Annotated in this window: 13 protein-coding genes; 9 read left to right on the forward strand and 4 right to left on the reverse strand. The window is 72.2% G+C overall.

Annotation, left to right across the window (positions count from 1 at the left end):
• Positions 1–6 precede the first annotated feature (6 nt).
• From ACIRF9_RS28325 to ACIRF9_RS28345, 5 genes are read left to right on the forward strand one after another with little or no spacing between them, the layout of a single operon-like run.
• A complete protein-coding gene (locus ACIRF9_RS28325; RefSeq protein WP_403827712.1) occupies positions 7–1,626 on the forward strand; it encodes a PfaD family polyunsaturated fatty acid/polyketide biosynthesis protein in 1,620 nt (539 codons plus the stop codon).
• Positions 1,623–3,320: an acyl-CoA dehydrogenase family protein gene (locus ACIRF9_RS28330; protein WP_403827714.1), complete on the forward strand. Its 1,698-nt coding sequence runs from the start codon at positions 1,623–1,625 to the stop codon at positions 3,318–3,320. Before ACIRF9_RS28325 ends, ACIRF9_RS28330 begins: the two co-directional genes overlap by 4 nt.
• Positions 3,320–5,122: an acyl-CoA dehydrogenase family protein gene (locus tag ACIRF9_RS28335; RefSeq protein ID WP_403827715.1), complete on the forward strand. Its 1,803-nt coding sequence runs from the start codon at positions 3,320–3,322 to the stop codon at positions 5,120–5,122. The genes ACIRF9_RS28330 and ACIRF9_RS28335 overlap by 1 nt, the downstream gene beginning before the upstream one ends.
• 25 nt (positions 5,123–5,147) lie before the next feature.
• On the forward strand, positions 5,148–5,810 hold the full coding sequence (locus tag ACIRF9_RS28340; RefSeq protein WP_403827717.1) for a 4'-phosphopantetheinyl transferase family protein: 663 nt from the start codon (positions 5,148–5,150) through the stop codon (positions 5,808–5,810).
• A 27-nt stretch (positions 5,811–5,837) separates the two neighbouring features.
• A complete protein-coding gene (locus tag ACIRF9_RS28345) occupies positions 5,838–7,142 on the forward strand; it encodes an NAD(P)/FAD-dependent oxidoreductase (RefSeq protein WP_403827719.1) in 1,305 nt (434 codons plus the stop codon).
• Positions 7,143–7,362: 220 nt separating this feature from the next.
• Here ACIRF9_RS28345 and ACIRF9_RS28350 read toward each other — a convergent pair whose 3' ends face one another.
• Positions 7,363–7,980, reverse strand: a complete 618-nt coding sequence (locus tag ACIRF9_RS28350) for a MerR family transcriptional regulator (protein ID WP_403827721.1) — start codon at positions 7,978–7,980, stop codon at positions 7,363–7,365.
• Between the two features lie 118 nt (positions 7,981–8,098).
• Between ACIRF9_RS28350 and ACIRF9_RS28355 the strand changes: the two genes are divergently transcribed.
• The 4 genes from ACIRF9_RS28355 (at position 8,099) to ACIRF9_RS28370 (ending at position 12,839) form a co-directional block, all read left to right on the forward strand.
• Positions 8,099–8,500: a DUF3291 domain-containing protein gene (locus ACIRF9_RS28355; protein ID WP_403827723.1), complete on the forward strand. Its 402-nt coding sequence runs from the start codon at positions 8,099–8,101 to the stop codon at positions 8,498–8,500.
• Positions 8,501–8,528: 28 nt separating this feature from the next.
• Positions 8,529–9,971, forward strand: a complete 1,443-nt coding sequence (locus ACIRF9_RS28360) for an MFS transporter (protein ID WP_403827725.1) — start codon at positions 8,529–8,531, stop codon at positions 9,969–9,971.
• A 159-nt stretch (positions 9,972–10,130) separates the two neighbouring features.
• Entirely contained in the window at positions 10,131–11,576 is a 1,446-nt protein-coding gene (locus ACIRF9_RS28365) for a glyceraldehyde-3-phosphate dehydrogenase (protein ID WP_403827727.1), read from the forward strand.
• 135 nt (positions 11,577–11,711) lie between these two features.
• Entirely contained in the window at positions 11,712–12,839 is a 1,128-nt protein-coding gene (locus ACIRF9_RS28370; RefSeq protein ID WP_403827729.1) for a LacI family DNA-binding transcriptional regulator, read from the forward strand.
• Positions 12,840–12,924: 85 nt separating this feature from the next.
• On the opposite strand, the gene gndA is transcribed toward ACIRF9_RS28370, so the two are convergent.
• The 3 genes from gndA to ACIRF9_RS28385 form a co-directional block, all read right to left on the reverse strand.
• The gene (gene gndA / locus ACIRF9_RS28375) at positions 12,925–14,364 is read right to left on the reverse strand and encodes an NADP-dependent phosphogluconate dehydrogenase (protein ID WP_403827731.1); all 1,440 of its coding nucleotides are present in this window, start codon (positions 14,362–14,364) and stop codon (positions 12,925–12,927) included.
• A 169-nt stretch (positions 14,365–14,533) separates the two neighbouring features.
• Positions 14,534–15,040: a MarR family winged helix-turn-helix transcriptional regulator gene (locus ACIRF9_RS28380; RefSeq protein WP_403827733.1), complete on the reverse strand. Its 507-nt coding sequence runs from the start codon at positions 15,038–15,040 to the stop codon at positions 14,534–14,536.
• A gap of 75 nt (positions 15,041–15,115) precedes the next feature.
• A complete protein-coding gene (locus tag ACIRF9_RS28385; protein WP_403827735.1) occupies positions 15,116–15,967 on the reverse strand; it encodes an LLM class flavin-dependent oxidoreductase in 852 nt (283 codons plus the stop codon).
• Positions 15,968–16,290 lie beyond the last annotated feature (323 nt).

A 16,290-nucleotide genomic window follows, 5' to 3' on the forward strand; every position in this document is an offset into this window, starting at 1 on the left:
CTACCCATGAGCACGACACAGGCCCCGCTCCGCTGGTACGGAAACGGGTATCCGAGCGTCGATCCGGCCGGTATCCACCAGGTCCTCGCCCAGGTGGAGCAGCCCTGCTTCATCGTGTCCACGACGCGGGGCATCGGCGCGGCCGCCGGAGGCACCGCGGCCGCGGGCGGGAACGGGCCGGGCGTCCTGGCCGCCGCCCCGGCACTGCCCCCGCACCGGCTGGGCTCGGCCGACTTCCGCGCCGCGCACGGCGTACGGCAGTCCTACCTGGCCGGTGCGATGGCCGGCGGGATCGCCTCCGCCGATCTGGTGATCGCCCTGGCCCGGCACGGCTTCCTCGCCTCCTTCGGCGCGGCCGGCCTGCTGCCGCGGACCATCGAGAAGGCGCTGGCCCGGTTCGCCGCCGAGATCCCCGGGCTGCCGTACGCCGTCAATCTGATCCACAGTCCCAGCGAGGAACGGCTGGAGCGGGAGGCGGTCGAGCTGTTCCTGCGGCACGGCGTGCGGTGCGTGGAGGCATCCGCCTTCCTGGGTCTGACCCCGCATCTGGTCCGCTACCGGCTGGCCGGGCTCCGGCGGGATCCCTCGGGCCGGATCGTGGCCGATCACAAGGTCATCGCCAAGATCTCCCGGGCCGAGACCGCCGAGCGGTTCATGCGCCCGGCGCCTGCCGCCATGGTCGACGCGCTGCTGCGGGACGGTCTGGTCACGCAGGAGCAGGCGCAGTTCGCCCACCATCTGCCGCTCGCGGACGACATCACCGTGGAGGCGGACTCCGGCGGGCACACCGACCGCCGCCCGCTCCCGGCGCTGTTCCCGGTGATCCTGCGGCTGCGCGACCAGATCCAGCACGAGCACCGCTACACCACCCCGATCCGGGTCGGCGCGGCGGGCGGCCTGGGTACGCCCACAGCCGTCGCCGCCGCCTTCGCGATGGGTGCCGCGTATGTGGTGACCGGTTCCGTCAACCAGTCCTGTCTGGAGTCGGGCACCTCCCCCGCCGCCCGCCGGCTGCTGGCGCAGGCGGACGTCACCGACTGTGTGATGGCCCCGGCGGCCGACATGTTCGAGATGGGCGTGGAGCTGCAGGTGCTGCGCCGGGGCTCGATGTTCGCGATGCGGGCCCAGCAGCTGTACCGGCTCTACCAGGCGTACGACGGCATCGAGGCCCTGCCCGCCGAGGAGCGCGGGCGACTGGAGTCCCAGGTCTTCAAGCGCCCGCTGGACGACGTCTGGCAGGAGTGCGTCGAGTACTTCGGCCGACGTGATCCGGACCAGCTGAGCCGGGCCGCCGGCAACCCCAAGCGGCGGATGGCGCTGGTGTTCCGCTGGTACCTGGGCATGGCCTCGCGCTGGGCGGTGACGGGACAGGCCGACCGTACCGCCGACTACCAGATCTGGTGCGGCCCCGCGATGGGCAGCTTCAACGCCTGGGTGTCCGGCAGCTACCTCAAGACCCCCGAGAACAGGACGGTGGCCGACGTGGCGCACCACCTCATGCGGGGCGCCGCCTTCCACACCCGGGTCGCCCAGCTCGCCACGGCGGGCGTGACCCTCCCGGCGTCCGCGGCGGACTACCGCCCGGTGCCGCTGGAGCTGCCCACCCTCCTGGGGGCCGCCGGATGAGCGCGCTGACACCCGAGGGCGTGGAGGAACTGCTCGGCGATCCCGAGGACCCGGACAACCCGTACGGTTTCGCCGCCGCCGTCGCCCGCGACGAGGCCGACGCCCACCCCGACGAGCTGTGCCGGGCGCTCGTCTCGGCGGGCTTCCACCTCAACTACCTGCCCAGGGAGTGGGGCGGCGCGCTCGACTCCTTCGACCGCAGCATGACCCTGGTGCGGGCCGCGGCCCGCCGGGACGTCAACGTCATGCCGGGCACGATGTTCAGCATCATCGCCGCCACCTGCCTCCAGCTGCACGGCAGCGAGGATCAGCGCCGGCGGGTGGCGGAGATCCTGACTCGCGGCGGCGCGGTGGCGTTCGCCCTCACCGAGGCCGAGCACGGCAGCGACCTGCTGGCGGGCGAGGTGCGGCTGGACGAGGACGGACGGCTGCGCGGCGAGAAGTGGCTGGTCGGCAACGGTCTGCGGTGCGAGGCCGTGTACGTGGTGGCCCGCACCGGTCAGCGCGGGCCGGGCGCGTTCTCCGCGTACCTGCTGGACCCCGGCGCCGACGGCCTGGTGCGCGAGCCCGCGCCGCGCACGGGCGGCATGCGCGGCGTGGACATCGCCCGGCTGCGCTTCACCGGCCTCGAGGTGCCCGAGGAGGCCCTGGTCGGCAAGGTCGGCGAGGGTCTCGAGGTGGCGATCCTCGCCCAGCAGGCCGTACGGCTGATGAGCATGGCCGGCAGCCTCGGCTGCGCGGACACCGCGCTGCGCCTCACCCTCGGCTTCGCCGCCGAGCGGCGCGTCGCCGGTGCGGTCCTGTCCCGGACTCCCCACGCCCGCCGTGAGCTGGCCGTCGCGTCGGCGGCGCTGCTGGCGGCGGACGCGGTGGCGCTGGCCGCCGCCCGGGGTGTGCATGTCGTGCCCGAGGTGTTCAGCGTCTGGGCGCTCGCGGCGAAGCACGTGGTGGCGGAGGCCGGCGACGAGCTGGTCCGGCGCTGCGCGACCGTCCTCGCCACCCGCTCGGTCCTGCGCGAACAGGCCCCGGGCGCCGGGCTGTTCCAGAAGCTCCAGCGGGACACCGCGGTGGTCCGGGTCATCGACGCCAGCCCGCTGGCCAACCTGCGCGCGTACGCGGCCCAGATCCCGACGCTGGTCACCCGCGACGAGGTGCCGGAGCCGGAGACGCTGCGCCGGATCTTCGCCCTCGACGCCGGGCTGCCGCCGTACGAGCCGACCCGCCTCGACCTGGTCGTGCGCGGCTCCGATCCCGTCCTGGGCGGGCTGGGCCCGGTCGCCGAGGCCGCCCACGCGGAACTCGCCGATCCACGCGCGGCGGAGCTGGTACGGCGGCTGGCCGACGCCGTCGACGAGCTGGGGCCGGAGGCCGCCTCGGCACGGCGGCCCGGCGCCGACGCCAACGCCCTGGTGGACCTCGCCGAGCGCTACGCCTGGCTGCACGCGGCCGCCGCCTGCGTCCAGCTGTGGTGGGCGAACCGGCACCGGCGGCTGTACGGCGGCGAGGCGGGCGCGTCCGGCTGGCTGCGGGCGGCCCTCGCCTACCTGCTGGCCCGCGCCGACGGCGTCGACCCCCGCCGGGTCGACCCCGACCTGCTGCCCGCCGTCGACGCGGTGTCCGCGCTGCGCGAGAGCGGCCTGCTGTTCACCGCCGAACCGGTGCGGTTGGCGGACGACTCCCGAGGAGAGAGCTGATGCCCAAGGCCGATCTGACCGAGCTGGCGGTGCGGCTCGAGGAACACCTCGGTGACCCGCACGATCCGGGCAGCCGGATGGCGTACCGCACGATCCTGGAGTACGACGAGCGCGAGACGTACCCGTACGACTTCGTGGGCGACCTGCGCGCCTGGGGCGTCCCCGAGTACGCGCTCCCCGGCGAGCAGGGCGGCCGGGCCGGGGACGTGGAGGCGGAGTTCAATCTGCTGCGCCTGGTCGCCCGCCGGGATCCGACCACCGCCACCGCCCTGATCATCACCAACCTCGGTTTCATGCCGCTGTGGGTGGCCGGCACGGACGAGCAGAAGCGGCGGACGGTCCACGACATCCTCCACGGATACCGGCTGTCCTGGGGTCTGTCGGAGCGGGCCTACGGCAGTGATCTGCTGGCCAACGCGATGACGGCCGAGAAGGTCGACGGCGGCTATCTGCTGAGCGGCGAGAAGTGGCTGATCGGCAACGCGACCTGGTCCGACGGGATGACGGCGATCGCCCGCACGAGTGAGCGCGGCGGCCCGGCCGCCTTCTCGCTGTTCGTGCTCGACAAGCGGACCGCGCCGGTCGGCACGGTGGAGGAGCTGCCGCGCGAGCGGCTGCACGGGCTGCGCGGCATGGACATCAGCGGGCTGCGGGTGGAGAAGCTGTTCGTGCCCGACTCGGCCCGGATCGGCGCCGAGGGACAGGGGCTGGAGATCGCCCTCAAGTCCACCCAGATCGCCCGTGCCCAGATCAGCTGCATGGCCATGTCGGCCGTGGACACCGGGCTGCGGCTGACGCTGGACTTCACCGAGGGCCGGATCCTGTTCGGGCAGCCGGTCAGCGACATCCCGTACAGCCGGCGCCAGATCACCGAGGTCTTCGCCGATCTGATGGTCGCCGACGCGGTCAGCCTCGGTGCGGTGCGTGCCCTGCAGGTGACGCCCGAGCAGGTCAGCATCGGGTCGTCGGTGGTCAAGTACTTCGTGCCGACGCTGATGGAACGCAGCATGTCGCAGCTGTCCGTGGTGCTGGGCGCCCGCTTCTTCCTGCGCGGCCACCCGCACTACGGCGTGTTCCAGAAGCTGCTGCGCGACCTGCTGGTGGCCAACTTCGCCGACGGCAACACGGTGGTGAACCTGCGCAACCTCGGGCAGCAGTTGCAGGCCCTGCTCAGGACCGCGACGACCACTGCGGCCGACGACGGGCTGCGCCGCACCGCCGAGGAGCGCGCCTCCGTGCTGTACGGCATCACCCGCTCCATGCCGACGTACGAGCCGTGGAAGCAGGAGCTCTCCAGCCGGGGGCGGGACGACACGGTGCTGGCGGCGCCCGACGGGATCGCCCGGCTGCGTGCCCTCGCGGAGGAGTGCAAGGAGGACGACGAGCGCGCCCGGCTGCTGCGCGCCGCCGACGTGGCGACGGAGCTGGTCGACCACACCGGCTCGCTCGCCGGTCGCTGCGAGGAACTGCGCGCCCGGCTGGGCCGCGAGTTCGGCCAGTGCGCCGAGCTGTTCGACCTGGCCAAGGAGTACTGCCTGGTGCACGCCGCCGCCGCGTGCGTCCTGACCTTCGTCCATTCGCACGGGGCCCTGGAGGAGCCGCTGCCCAGCGGTGCGGTGCTGCTGCTCCAGCTCGAACGGCTGCGCAGGCGCTTGCGTCCGCACGAGGCGGTCACCGACCAGAGCGACATCGACGAGGTGATGCGGGTGCTGCGCCCTCTGCACCAGGGCGACCGGCTGTTCTCGTACTGGCAGTTCCCGCTCGCGCCCCGCACGGTCGACCGGGCCGCCGCCCGGCACTGAGGCCGGCCCGGCCGAGGAGGACGACGTGAACGACCCGCGGGCGGTGGACCTGTGGACGCTGCCCGAGCACCGGGTCGAGGAGCTGGTCCTGGGCATGGGCGGCCTGGACCTGCTCACCCCGGACGAACGCGCACGCCACCACCGGCTGTTGCGCGCCGGGTCCCGGGCCCGTTTCCTGGGCGGGCGCCTGCTGTGCCGGCTGGCCCTCAGCGCCCGTGCCGGACTGCCGCCGGACACCTGGCGGTTCACCCACACCCGGCACGGGCGCCCGGAACTCACCGCGGACCACGACGGGCTGCGCTTCAACCTCTCCCACACCGACGGCCTGATCGCCTGCGTGGTCGCGCAGGGGCGCGGTTGCGGGGTGGACGTGGAGCGCGTGCCCTTCGACGACGAGAAGACACGCCTGCTGAGCGCCTTCCTCGGTGATGTGTCCGGCGCCTCCGTGAGCGAGCGATGGGTGCTGGCGGAGGCGTACCTCAAGGGGCTCGGCGTGGGGCTGGCGGAAGGCCTCGGCGGCCTCGTCTTCCGGCGGCACGCCGACGGGCGCTTCACCGTCGCCGACCACCACCGGCCGACCGCGGCGGCCCGCTGGCGCCTCGCCCTGCTGCGCCCGTCCCCGCACCATCTCGTGGCCGTCGCGACCGAGGGCGGCGGCCCCCTGCGCACCCGAACACCCTCCATCTGAACCACCCCCTACAGACAAGGACCTCCCATGTCCCAGCACACCCCGCCGAACATCGCCGTGATCGGCGCCGGCCCCGCCGGCATCTCCGCCGCCTACCGGCTGCGCGACCGCGCCCGGATCACCGTCTTCGAACGCGAGAACCGCCCCGGCGGCCACGCCAACACGGTGGAGGTCGAGGAGAACGGCCGTGTGATCGGCCTGGACACGGCGTTCATCGTGTTCAACCGGCGCTTCTACCCGCGCCTCACCGGCTTCTTCGACGAGCTCGGTGTCGAGACCGTCGCGCACCCGGGTGGCTTCACCTTCTTCGACCAGGACAGCGGTCTGGAGTTCGGCACGGACGAGCTGGAACTGGACGAGGCCGCGATCGAGGAGCGCTACGCCGAGCAGTACCCCGAGTTCCCGCACGTCTGGCGGGAGGTGCGCCGCTTCCACGAGGAGAGCCGGCGGGACTTCGTGCGCGGCCGGGCGGACATGTCGCTGGGCGACTACCTCGACCAGGCCGGCTACAGCCAGGAGTTCCGCCACTCGTACCTGATCATGCTGTGCTCGGCCGTCTGGTCGGTGCCGGCCGAGCTGGTCTGGGAGATGCCGGCGGCCACGGTGATCGCGTTCTTCGTCGGCCACGACGAGGGCGGTCTCGGGGGCCGGCGGGTGGACTGGCGGACGGTGGGCGGCGGTTCGATCTCCTACGTCCGCAAGGCGCTCGCCGCGACCGGTCCCGACCTGCGCGTCTGCGCGCCGGCCACGGCCGTCCGGCAGGAGGCGGACGGGGTCGTGGTGACCACCGCCTCCGGCTCCGAGAGGTTCGACCACGCGATCCTGGCCACGCACGCCGACGAGGCGTTCGCCCTGCTGGAGAACCCGACCGACGCACAGCGGGCGGCGGTCGAGGGGGTCCGCTACAGCGGCTCCAAGGTGGTGCTGCACACGGACGCCTCCCTGATGCCCACCGACCGGGAGGGCTGGCTGGCCTGGAACTACGGCAAGGTCCGGACGGACGGCGCGACCCGCTGCTTCATCACGTACTACCTGAACAAGCTGCAGGACCTCACGGCCGAGGAGGACTACTTCGTCACCCTCGACCCGCCGCGTGCGGTCGACCCCGCGAAGGTCATCGCCGAGTTCGACTACACCCACCCGGTCATCGACATGGCGCTGCGCGAGCGGCAGTCCGTGATCTACCGCGCCAACGAGGGCACCCGGGTGAAGCTGGCCGGCTCCTACTTCCACTCCAAGCAGCTGGGCCCGGACCTGATCGGCTCCCACGAGGCCGCCTTCTCGGCCGGTGCGGACGCGGCGGCACAGCTGCTGGAGGAGCTCGACGACTAGGGCCTGTCCGGCGGATCAAGTCGCAGGAAAGCGACGGCGCCCATGAGGCGCAGGTGAGCGGGGCGTGGTGCGTCCAACTGCAAGGCGGAGGAGGGCGTCGACGCGATGGGGGTCCCCCCGCTCGAGCGAAGTCGAGAGTGGGGGAGTCGGCAACCGACGACAACGCCGCAGGTGGGCGTGCCACGCCCCGCGTCTGCGGCATGATCCGCCGGACAGGCCCCTAGGGCCTGTGCCGGCGGGCCGACTCGTTCTCCTGGGCCATGCGCCTGAGTGCCATCAGGGCGGGCTCCAGGAGGACGGTCAGCAGCAGGGCGCGTTCGGCGGTTTCCAACGGGTCGTCGAGACCGTCGAGTTGGTCGTGGTCGAGGACCGCGGTGCGTTCGGCGAGACGGGCGTAGGGCAGCAGGGTCCGCCAGTCGAGCGGGACGCCGAGGGCGCGCAGGGAGCCGAGGGTCTCGGCGAGGGTGGCGCGGGCGGGGGCCGACTCGTGCACGGCCCAGCCCAACTCCTTGACGAGCGCCTCGACTTCGGCGGCCTCCGGGGCGTCCTCGGCGGGTTCCTCGCCCACCCGGATGGCGCCCAGGGCGACACCCAGCAGGCGGTGGGTGTCCCCCGCGTACTCCGTGAGGGCATCCAGCACTTCGCGGGTGGTGGAGACGGACAGCCCGCGTACGCCGGTCAGCGCGCGGATCAGGCGGAGCCGACGCAGGTGCTGGTCGTCGTACTCGGCCTGGGTGGCGGCCGTCTGGCGGCCGGGCGGGAGCAGGCCCTCGCGGAGGTAGTACTTGATCGTCGTCACGGAGACGCCGCTGCGACGGCTCAGTTCGGAGATGCGCATTCGGTTCGGCTCCGGTTTCGTTCGGCCCCGCACTTGAAAACTGGATACCTCTACTGTCTAACATAGATAGTAGAGGTATCCAATATGCCCCCGCGCCGCCGGAGAGAAGGCCTCAGCCATGCCCACCCTGCGCTGGACGACCGTCAGCACCCCCGCACCCGACACCGAGGCGTTCGTCATGGCGTCCCGGCTGGAGGTCCGCTCGCTCAACGACGTGCCGCGCTTCTTCCTGAAGTCGCTGGCCGCGTGGAAGCAGGTCTCCGGCGCGCCCGGCGCGTACGGCGCCTCGCTGATCGCCGAGCCCCTGAAGCGCACCTTCTGGACCCTGTCGGCCTGGGAGGACAAGGAGGCGCTCTACACGTACGCGAGGACCGAACCGCACCGGTCGATCATGAACGGGCTGCGGTCCACGATGAAGGACTCGGTCTTCACCTTCTGGCAGGTCCCGGCGACCGACCTGCCGATCGACTGGACAGACGCCCGGCGCCGCCTCGCCGAACAGGAACGCACCGGTGCCTGAGACCCCCCGCCTAGGAGAGACCCCCGCCATGACGTTGTCCGAAGAGAGCCCGGTCCTCGACGAACCGGCCGCCCCCGCCCCCGAGACCGGCGGCCGCCGCATACCCCTCTGGCTCGCGATCGTCGCCGCGAGCGTGCCCATGTTCATGGTCGCGCTCGACAACCTCGTCGTCTCCACGGCCCTGCACACCCTGGCCGTGGACCTGGAGGCGAACACGCAGGAACTGCAGTGGTTCGTCAACGCGTACGTACTGAGCTTCGCCTGTCTGCTGATGACCGGGGCCGCGCTGGGCGACCGCTTCGGGCGCCGGAGGGTGTTCGTCGTCGGCATCGCCCTGTTCACGCTCGCCTCCATCGGCTGCGGACTGTCCGACACCAGCGCCCAGCTGATCACCTTCCGCGCGCTCCAGGGCTTCGGCGCGGCCGCCGTGATGCCGCTGTCGCTGACCCTGCTGTCACAGGCGGTCCCGGAGCGGCTGCGCGGCATGGCGCTCGGCGTGTGGTCCGGAGTGAGCGGTCTGGCCGTCGCGATGGGCCCGGTGGTCGGCGGCGCGGTCGTCGACGGTCTGGACTGGCGGTGGATCTTCTGGATCAACGTGCCGGTCTGCGTGATCGCCATCCCGCTGGTGCTGTTCGCACTGAAGGAGAGCTCACTGCCCGGTGTCCGGCTCGACCTGGTCGGCATGGTGCTGGCGGCGGCCGGGCTGTGCGCGGCGGTGTGGGCGATCGTGCACGGTGAGCCCGACGGCTGGACCTCGGGCAAGGTGCTGGGCGCGTTCGCGGCGGGCGCGGTGCTGCTGGCCCTGTTCGTCGCCTGGGAGGCCCGGGTCGCCGCGCCGATGCTGCCGCTGTCGTTCTACAAGGTGCGCTCCTTCACCCTCACCAACGTCGTGTCCGCGACGATGTACTTCGGTGTCTTCGGCTCCCTGTTCCTGCTCGCCCAGTTCCTCCAGATCGTGCCGCCGCGCACCCCGCTGGAGGCCGGCGTGCGCACCCTCGCCTGGACCCTGATGCCGATGTTCGTCGCCCCCGTCGCCGGACTGCTCACCGACAGGGTGGGCGGCGGCCGGCTGATGGCCCTCGGCCTCTTCCTCCAGGGCGTCGGCCTGGGCTGGATCAACCTGGTCGCCGACGTCGACACGGAGTACGCGTCGCTGGTCGGCCCGATGATCGTGGCCGGCATCGGCATGGGCTTCGTGTTCGCGCCGACGGCGGCGGTCGTGCTGGGCTCGGTCGCCAAGGAGCACGCGGGCAAGGCGTCCGGCGCCAACTCCACGGTGCGCGAGATCGGCGGCGCGCTCGGGATCGCCGTCCTCAGCACGGTGTTCGTGGCGCACGGCAGCACCGAGGGGCCGCAGCAGTTCGTCGACGGTATGCACCCCGCGGTGTGGGTCGGCGTCGCCGTGGTGTTCGCCGGCGCCCTGTGCGCTCTGGGCATCCCCCGCCGACAGCGGCAGCCCGAGGACGCCTGACCGCTCCTCCCCCGACCGGCGGCCGGGCCGGACGCCTCCACATTCCCCCGCCGAGGTGTCCGTCCCGGCCGTCCTGCACACCTGAGCAGACCCCCGCTTGAATGATCAGACGGCCATCGGGTTAGCATCTGAGCGCCACCTAGCTCGAAAGATAGGCCCGTGACGCTCAACGACGATTCGTTCACCAACTGGAAGAACCGCGAGGAGATCGCGGAGTCGATGATCCCGATGATCGGGAAGCTGCACCGCGAGCGGGACGTCACCGTCCTGCTGCACAGCCGCTCCCTGGTGAACAAGTCGGTGGTCAGCATCCTCAAGACCCACCGGTTCGCCCGGCAGATCGCGGGCGAGGAGCTCTCGGTCACCGAGACCCTGCCGTTCCTCGAGGCCCTGACCACCCTCGACCTCGGCCCGTCCCAGATCGACATCGGCATGCTCGCGGCCACCTACCGGGCCGACGACCGCGGTCTGTCGGTGCGGGACTTCACCGCCGAGGCCGTGGCCGGCGCCACGGGCGCGAACAAGATCGACCGCCGGGAGCCGCGGGACGTCGTCCTGTACGGCTTCGGCCGCATCGGCCGCCTGGTCGCCCGCCTGCTGATCGAGAAGTCCGGCTCCGGCAACGGCCTGCGACTGCGGGCGATCGTGGTACGCGGCGGTGGAGAGCAGGACCTCGTGAAGCGCGCCTCGCTGCTGCGCCGGGACTCCGTGCACGGCCAGTTCCATGGCACGATCACGGTCGACGAGGCGAACGGCACGATCATCGCCAACGGCAACGAGATCAAGGTCATCTACGCGAGCGACCCGACCGAGGTCGACTACACGGCGTACGGCATCGACAACGCCATCCTCATCGACAACACGGGCAAGTGGCGCGACCGCGAGGGCCTCTCGAAGCACCTGCGGCCCGGTATCGACAAGGTCGTCCTGACCGCGCCGGGCAAGGGTGACGTCCCGAACATCGTCCACGGCGTCAACCACGACACCATCAAGCCGGACGAGCAGATCCTGTCCTGCGCGTCCTGCACCACCAACGCGATCGTCCCTCCGCTGAAGGCGATGAACGACGAGTACGGCGTGCTGCGCGGCCACGTGGAGACCGTCCACTCGTTCACCAACGACCAGAACCTGCTGGACAACTACCACAAGGCCGACCGTCGCGGCCGCTCGGCGCCGCTGAACATGGTGATCACCGAGACCGGTGCCGCGTCCGCCGTCGCCAAGGCGCTGCCCGACCTCAAGGCGCCGATCACCGGCAGCTCCATCCGGGTCCCGGTGCCGGACGTCTCGATCGCGATCCTCAGCCTGCGCCTCGGCCGCGAGACGACCCGCGACGAGGTCCTCGACCACCTCCGTGAGGTCTCGCTGACCTCGCCGCTCAAGCGCCAGATCGACTTCACCACGGCCCCCGACGCGGTCTCGATGGACTTCATCGGCTCGCGCCACGCCTCGATCATCGACGCCGGCGCCACCAAGGTCGACGGCGACAACGCCATCCTCTACCTCTGGTACGACAACGAGTTCGGCTACTCCTGCCAGGTCGTCCGCGTCGTCCAGCACGTCTCCGGGGTGGAGTACCCGACCTACCCGGCCACGAGCGTCTGACCGACGGTCATCGCTGTGCGGTCGCGACGGGACGGTCGCGACCGCAGGTCGAGGACAAACGTTTTCTGGCTTGTGGAAAGGCATTTTCCCCTCCCCCGGCCCTCCGAACGGCCACCGATGCAGTAACGTCGGGCCGTGACGGATCACACCACCGGAGACAACACGGGCCGGCGGCCCGTGGGCGGCGCCAAGCGGCGGCGCGGCACCGCAGGCCAGGACAAGCCCAGCACCATCCGCGACGTCGCCGCCAGGGCGGGCGTCTCGGTGGCCACCGTCTCGCGGACGCTGGCCGGCAACTACCCGGTGTCCGAGACGACCCGGGCCCGGGTGACCGCGGCCGTCGAGGCGCTCCACTACGTGGTGAACGTGCACGCCAAGGCGCTCTCCGGCGGGGTCCCCGGCCCGATCGCGCTGGTCCTCCGCGACATCACCGGCCCGTCCCTGGCCCATGTGGCCGCCGGCGTGGAGCAGGAGGCGGCGACCCGGGGGCGGCTGAGCCTGGTCTGCGCCACACACGGCGATCCCGCGCGCGAGGACGACCTCGTCCAGCTGATGCGGGAGCAGCACGCCGCCGCGGTGGTGCTCGTCGGCGGCGCGGAGATCGACGACGCGTACCACGCGCGCATGGCCGGCTACGCGAAGGGCCTGGCCTCGGCGGGATCCCGGCTGGTCCTGGTGGGTCGTCCGCCCCTGTCCGCCGGCCTGCCCGCCACGGTGATCGAGTACGACAACCGCGGCGGCGCCTTCCAGGCCTCCACGCACCTGATCGCCGCCGGTCACCGGCGCATCCTGTTCCTCGGCGGCGAGAACACCCTCAACACGGCCGAGCAGCGCCGGGTCGGCCATCTGGACGCGCTGCGCGCGCACGGGGTGCCGTACGAGGAGGAACTGGACGTCCAGGGTCCGTACACCCGCACGTCCGGCTATCTGCGCACCCGGGACGCCCTGCGCGCGGGGCTGGACTTCACGGCCGTCTTCGCCGGGACCGACATGGTGGCTCTCGGCGCGCTGGCCGCGCTGCGCGAGTTCCGGCTGAGCGTCCCGGACGACGTCTCGGTGATCGGGTACGACGACGTGCCCTTCGCGGCGGATCTGACACCGGCCCTCACCACCGTCCGCGTCCCGTACGAGGACCTCGGCCGGACGGCGGTACGCCTGGCACTGGAGCGGGAGGAGCGGGTCTCCGGGGACGACCATGTGGTGCTGAGCACCCAGCTGGTGATCCGGCAGTCCGTGGCGCCGCTGGGAACGAACGGTTCCTGACGGTGGTCGCGGCCCCCGGTCCGTACGGCGGGCAACCGTACGGACCGGTGGGACCGGGCGCCCTCTCGGGCCCTCGGGACGACGGTCAGGCCGGCGTCTCCGGGCGGCCGGGGGCGGCCCAGTGGGTGTGGAAGGCGCCGGGGCGGTCGGTGCGGCCGTAGGTGTGGGCGCCGAAGTAGTCGCGCTGGCCCTGGAGGAGAGCGGCGGGCAGCCGGCCGGCGCGCAGGGTGTCGTAGTGGGCGAGGGCGGCGGAGAACGCGGGGACGGGGATGCCCCGGCGGGCGGCGGAGGCGACCGTCTCGCGCCACGGCACCTGCGCGTCGGTGATCTCCATGGCGAACTCCATCTCGCCGAGCAGGCTCACCAGTTCCGGGTCGGAGGCGTACGCGGCGCGGATGCGGTCGAGGAAGGAGGCGCGGATGATGCAGCCACCGCGCCAGATCCTGGCGACCGCGCCCAGGTCGATCTTCCAGCCGAACTCGGCGGCGGCGTCCTGGATCATCTTCCAGCCCTGGTCGTAGGCGATGACCTTCGACGCGTACAGGGCGTGCTCGACCTGGGAGGTGAAGCGGGCGGCCTCGGTGCGGCTGAGCGCGGGGGTGGTGCCGCCGGGCAGTCCGGCGTAGGCGGCGCGCAGTTCGCGCTGGCCGGAGGCGGCGCGGGCGAAGGTCGCCTGGGCGATCGCGGTGACCGGGGAGCCCAGGTCCAGGGCGGTCTGCACGGTCCAGCGGCCAGTGCCCTTCTGGCCGGCCGCGTCGGTCACGATGTCGACGAAGGCCAGGCCGGTGGAGGCGTCGGTGTGGGCGAGGACCTCGGCGGTGATCTCGATCAGGTAGGAGCCGAGCCGGCCCTGGTTCCAGGTGCGGAAGACGTCGGCGATCTCGGCGGGGGTGTAGCCGGCGACCTGGCGCAGCAGGTCGTACGCCTCGGCGATGAGCTGCATGTCGGCGTACTCGATGCCGTTGTGGACCATCTTGACGAAGTGCCCGGCGCCGTCGGTGCCGACGTGGGCGGCGCAGGACTCGCCGTCCACCTTCGCGCTGATGGAGTCGAACATCGGGCCGAGGACGTCGTACGACTCGCTCGAACCACCGACCATGATCGACGGCCCGTTGAGGGCGCCCTCCTCGCCGCCGGAGACACCGGTGCCGACGAAGTGGATGCCCTTCTCGCGCAGGGCGGCCTCACGGCGGCGGGTGTCGGCGAAGTGGGCGTTGCCACCGTCGATGATCATGTCGCCGGGCTCCAGGAGCGGGGCGAACTCGTCGATGACGGCGTCGGTGACCGCGCCCGCCTGCACCATGATCATCAGGCGGCGGGGGCGCTGGAGCGCGGCCACGAACTCCTCGGCCGACTCGGCGGGGACGAACGTGCCCTCGTGGCCGAACTCCTCGACGAGCGCACGGGTGCGGCCTGCGCTGCGGTTGTGGACGGCGACGGTGTGGCCGTTGCGGGCGAAGTTGCGCGCAAGGTTGCGGCCCATCACGCCGAGGCCGGTGACGCCGATGGCGGCGGTTGCGTTCACGAGGTATGTCCCTTGGATCGGTGGCGTGTTGCGGAGGGGGCGGGCAGCCCCGTACCTCCAGGTACGCGCCGTGGGCCGGTTCTTCTCGATGCCACGCCCAGAGAACTCCTCGAACAGGTTTTTCAGGTGCCTGCGAGGTGGCGCGCCCGCGCCGGAACCGCGCCGGATCTCAGCGGCGGCGCCAGGGCAGCACCGCCGGGTCGGCCTCGGTGCCCTCGGCCTGGTGCAGGGCGTCGCTGATGGCCTCGCCGATCTCCGCCAGCTGCCGCACCTGCTCGGGGGTGAGCACGTCGAACACCGCCCGGCGGACGGCCTCCACATGTCCGGGGGCGATCTCCACGAGCAGGGCCTTGCCCTCGTCGGTGAGGAAGGCGAGCTGCCCGCGGCCGTCGGCGGGGTCCTCCCGGCGGTCGACGAGCCCGACCTCGCGCAGCCGGTTCACCGCGTGGGTGAGCCGGCTGCGGGTGATCTTCAGCCGCTGGGCCAGCTCGGACATCCCGAGTCCGTCGTCGGGAGCCATCGACAGGTAGGCCAGCAGGCTGTAGTCGGCGTGTGTCATACCGGCGTCGCGCCGCAGCTGCCGGTTGAGGTAGTCGGCGAGCAGGGTGGAGAAGTCGACGTAGGCCAGCCAGGCCCGTCGTTCGTCGGCGTTGAGCCAGCGCGGCGTCGTGGACATGGTCACACCTTACCGAGGCGAGATTTGTTTGAAATATCAAATACATCTCGCTTCCCGGCGCCTTCTGAGCAGGCGTCAGAACACGGCCTCGGCCAGGCGTTCCACCTGGTCGGGGTCGGGGGCCCAGCAGTAGAGGACGACCTCGTCGGCGCCGATGCCGGCGAGGTCGGCGACGGCCGCGCGGATCTGCCCCGGTGTGGTGAGCAGACCCTCGGCCATGTAGGCGGCGCGGCCGCTGAACTCGTAGTAGTCGAGGAGATTGCGCCGGGCCCGGTCCACGGTGTGCCGTGGCCCGAGGGCGACGCTCACCTGGGCGACCAGGCGGGGCCGGCCGGGGCAGTCGTACTTCTCCCAGACCTTCTCCACGTCCCGGAACAGGCCGCTCAGGTACTGCGGGGGCAGCGCGGCGCCCAGGAAGCCGTCGCCGAAGCGGCCGACGCGCTCGATGGCCGCCGGGGTGAAGCCGCCGAAGAGCACCTCGGGGCCGCCCGGTGTCAGGGGCGCGGGTCCGATGGGCCCGACGCTTTCGTCGTACCGTTCGCCGGCCCAGGTCCGGCGCAGCAGGGCCATCTGCTCGTCGAGGCGGCGGCCCCGGCGGCGGATGTCAATGCCGGCGGCGAGGCAGTCGTCCTCGCGGCCGCCGACACCGATGCCGAGGGTGAACCGGCCGCCGGACATGCGGTCGAGTGTCGCGGTCTGCTTGGCGAGCAGGGCGGTGTTGTGGACGGGGGCGATGAGCACCTCGGTCTGGACACGGATACGGGCCGTGGCGCCGGCGAGGGCGGCGAGGGTGACCAGGGGCTCGGGGTTGTGGAACACGAGCCGGTCGAGCAGGCCGAGGGTGCTGAACGGGCCCGCGTCGGCGCGCCGTGCCCAGGTCAGCAGCAGGGCGGGGTCGTCGATGGGCAGGCCGAGGCCGATCTTCATGGGAGCAGTCCTCCGGAGGGCATGCGGACAGAGCTGCCGCCCCCTCCTGGCTCCGCGCGCTGGTGCGCGGGCTTGCTCCCGTTCTGCGGCGATGGTTCTGGAGAGCGTGGTGCTTCAGAGTGCCGCGACCGTATTCCGGTGGGCCGACACCCGGCAACTCGTTTTTTCGCGTCGTTTTTTCGCGCGGTCGCCCCAAGCGGCGCGGAGCGCGAGTCCGGCCGGGGGGGGGGGGGGGGGGGGGGGGGGGCGCGGGCGGCCCGGCCCCCCCGGCGGCGCCCCCACAAAACAAAACACAAAACCACGAGGTGGGGGTGGGGGGGTGG

This window comes from Streptomyces sp. NPDC096132 (genome assembly GCF_044763345.1).
In the GTDB taxonomy this organism is placed as follows: Bacteria; Actinomycetota; Actinomycetes; order Streptomycetales; family Streptomycetaceae; genus Streptomyces.

What these genes read in the sequence shown, in the direction of transcription:
- ACIRF9_RS28385 (WP_403827735.1), bottom strand. Translation starts at nt 15,967, where the DNA reads ATGAAGATCGGCCTCGGCCTGCCCATCGACGACCCCGCCCTGCTGCTG.
- ACIRF9_RS28330 (WP_403827714.1), top strand. Translation starts at nt 1,623, where the DNA reads ATGAGCGCGCTGACACCCGAGGGCGTGGAGGAACTGCTCGGCGATCCC.
- ACIRF9_RS28350 (WP_403827721.1), bottom strand. Translation starts at nt 7,980, where the DNA reads ATGCGCATCTCCGAACTGAGCCGTCGCAGCGGCGTCTCCGTGACGACG.
- ACIRF9_RS28380 (WP_403827733.1), bottom strand. Translation starts at nt 15,040, where the DNA reads ATGTCCACGACGCCGCGCTGGCTCAACGCCGACGAACGACGGGCCTGG.
- ACIRF9_RS28360 (WP_403827725.1), top strand. Translation starts at nt 8,529, where the DNA reads ATGACGTTGTCCGAAGAGAGCCCGGTCCTCGACGAACCGGCCGCCCCC.
- ACIRF9_RS28345 (WP_403827719.1), top strand. Translation starts at nt 5,838, where the DNA reads ATGTCCCAGCACACCCCGCCGAACATCGCCGTGATCGGCGCCGGCCCC.
- ACIRF9_RS28325 (WP_403827712.1), top strand. Translation starts at nt 7, where the DNA reads ATGAGCACGACACAGGCCCCGCTCCGCTGGTACGGAAACGGGTATCCG.
- ACIRF9_RS28335 (WP_403827715.1), top strand. Translation starts at nt 3,320, where the DNA reads ATGCCCAAGGCCGATCTGACCGAGCTGGCGGTGCGGCTCGAGGAACAC.
- ACIRF9_RS28355 (WP_403827723.1), top strand. Translation starts at nt 8,099, where the DNA reads ATGCCCACCCTGCGCTGGACGACCGTCAGCACCCCCGCACCCGACACC.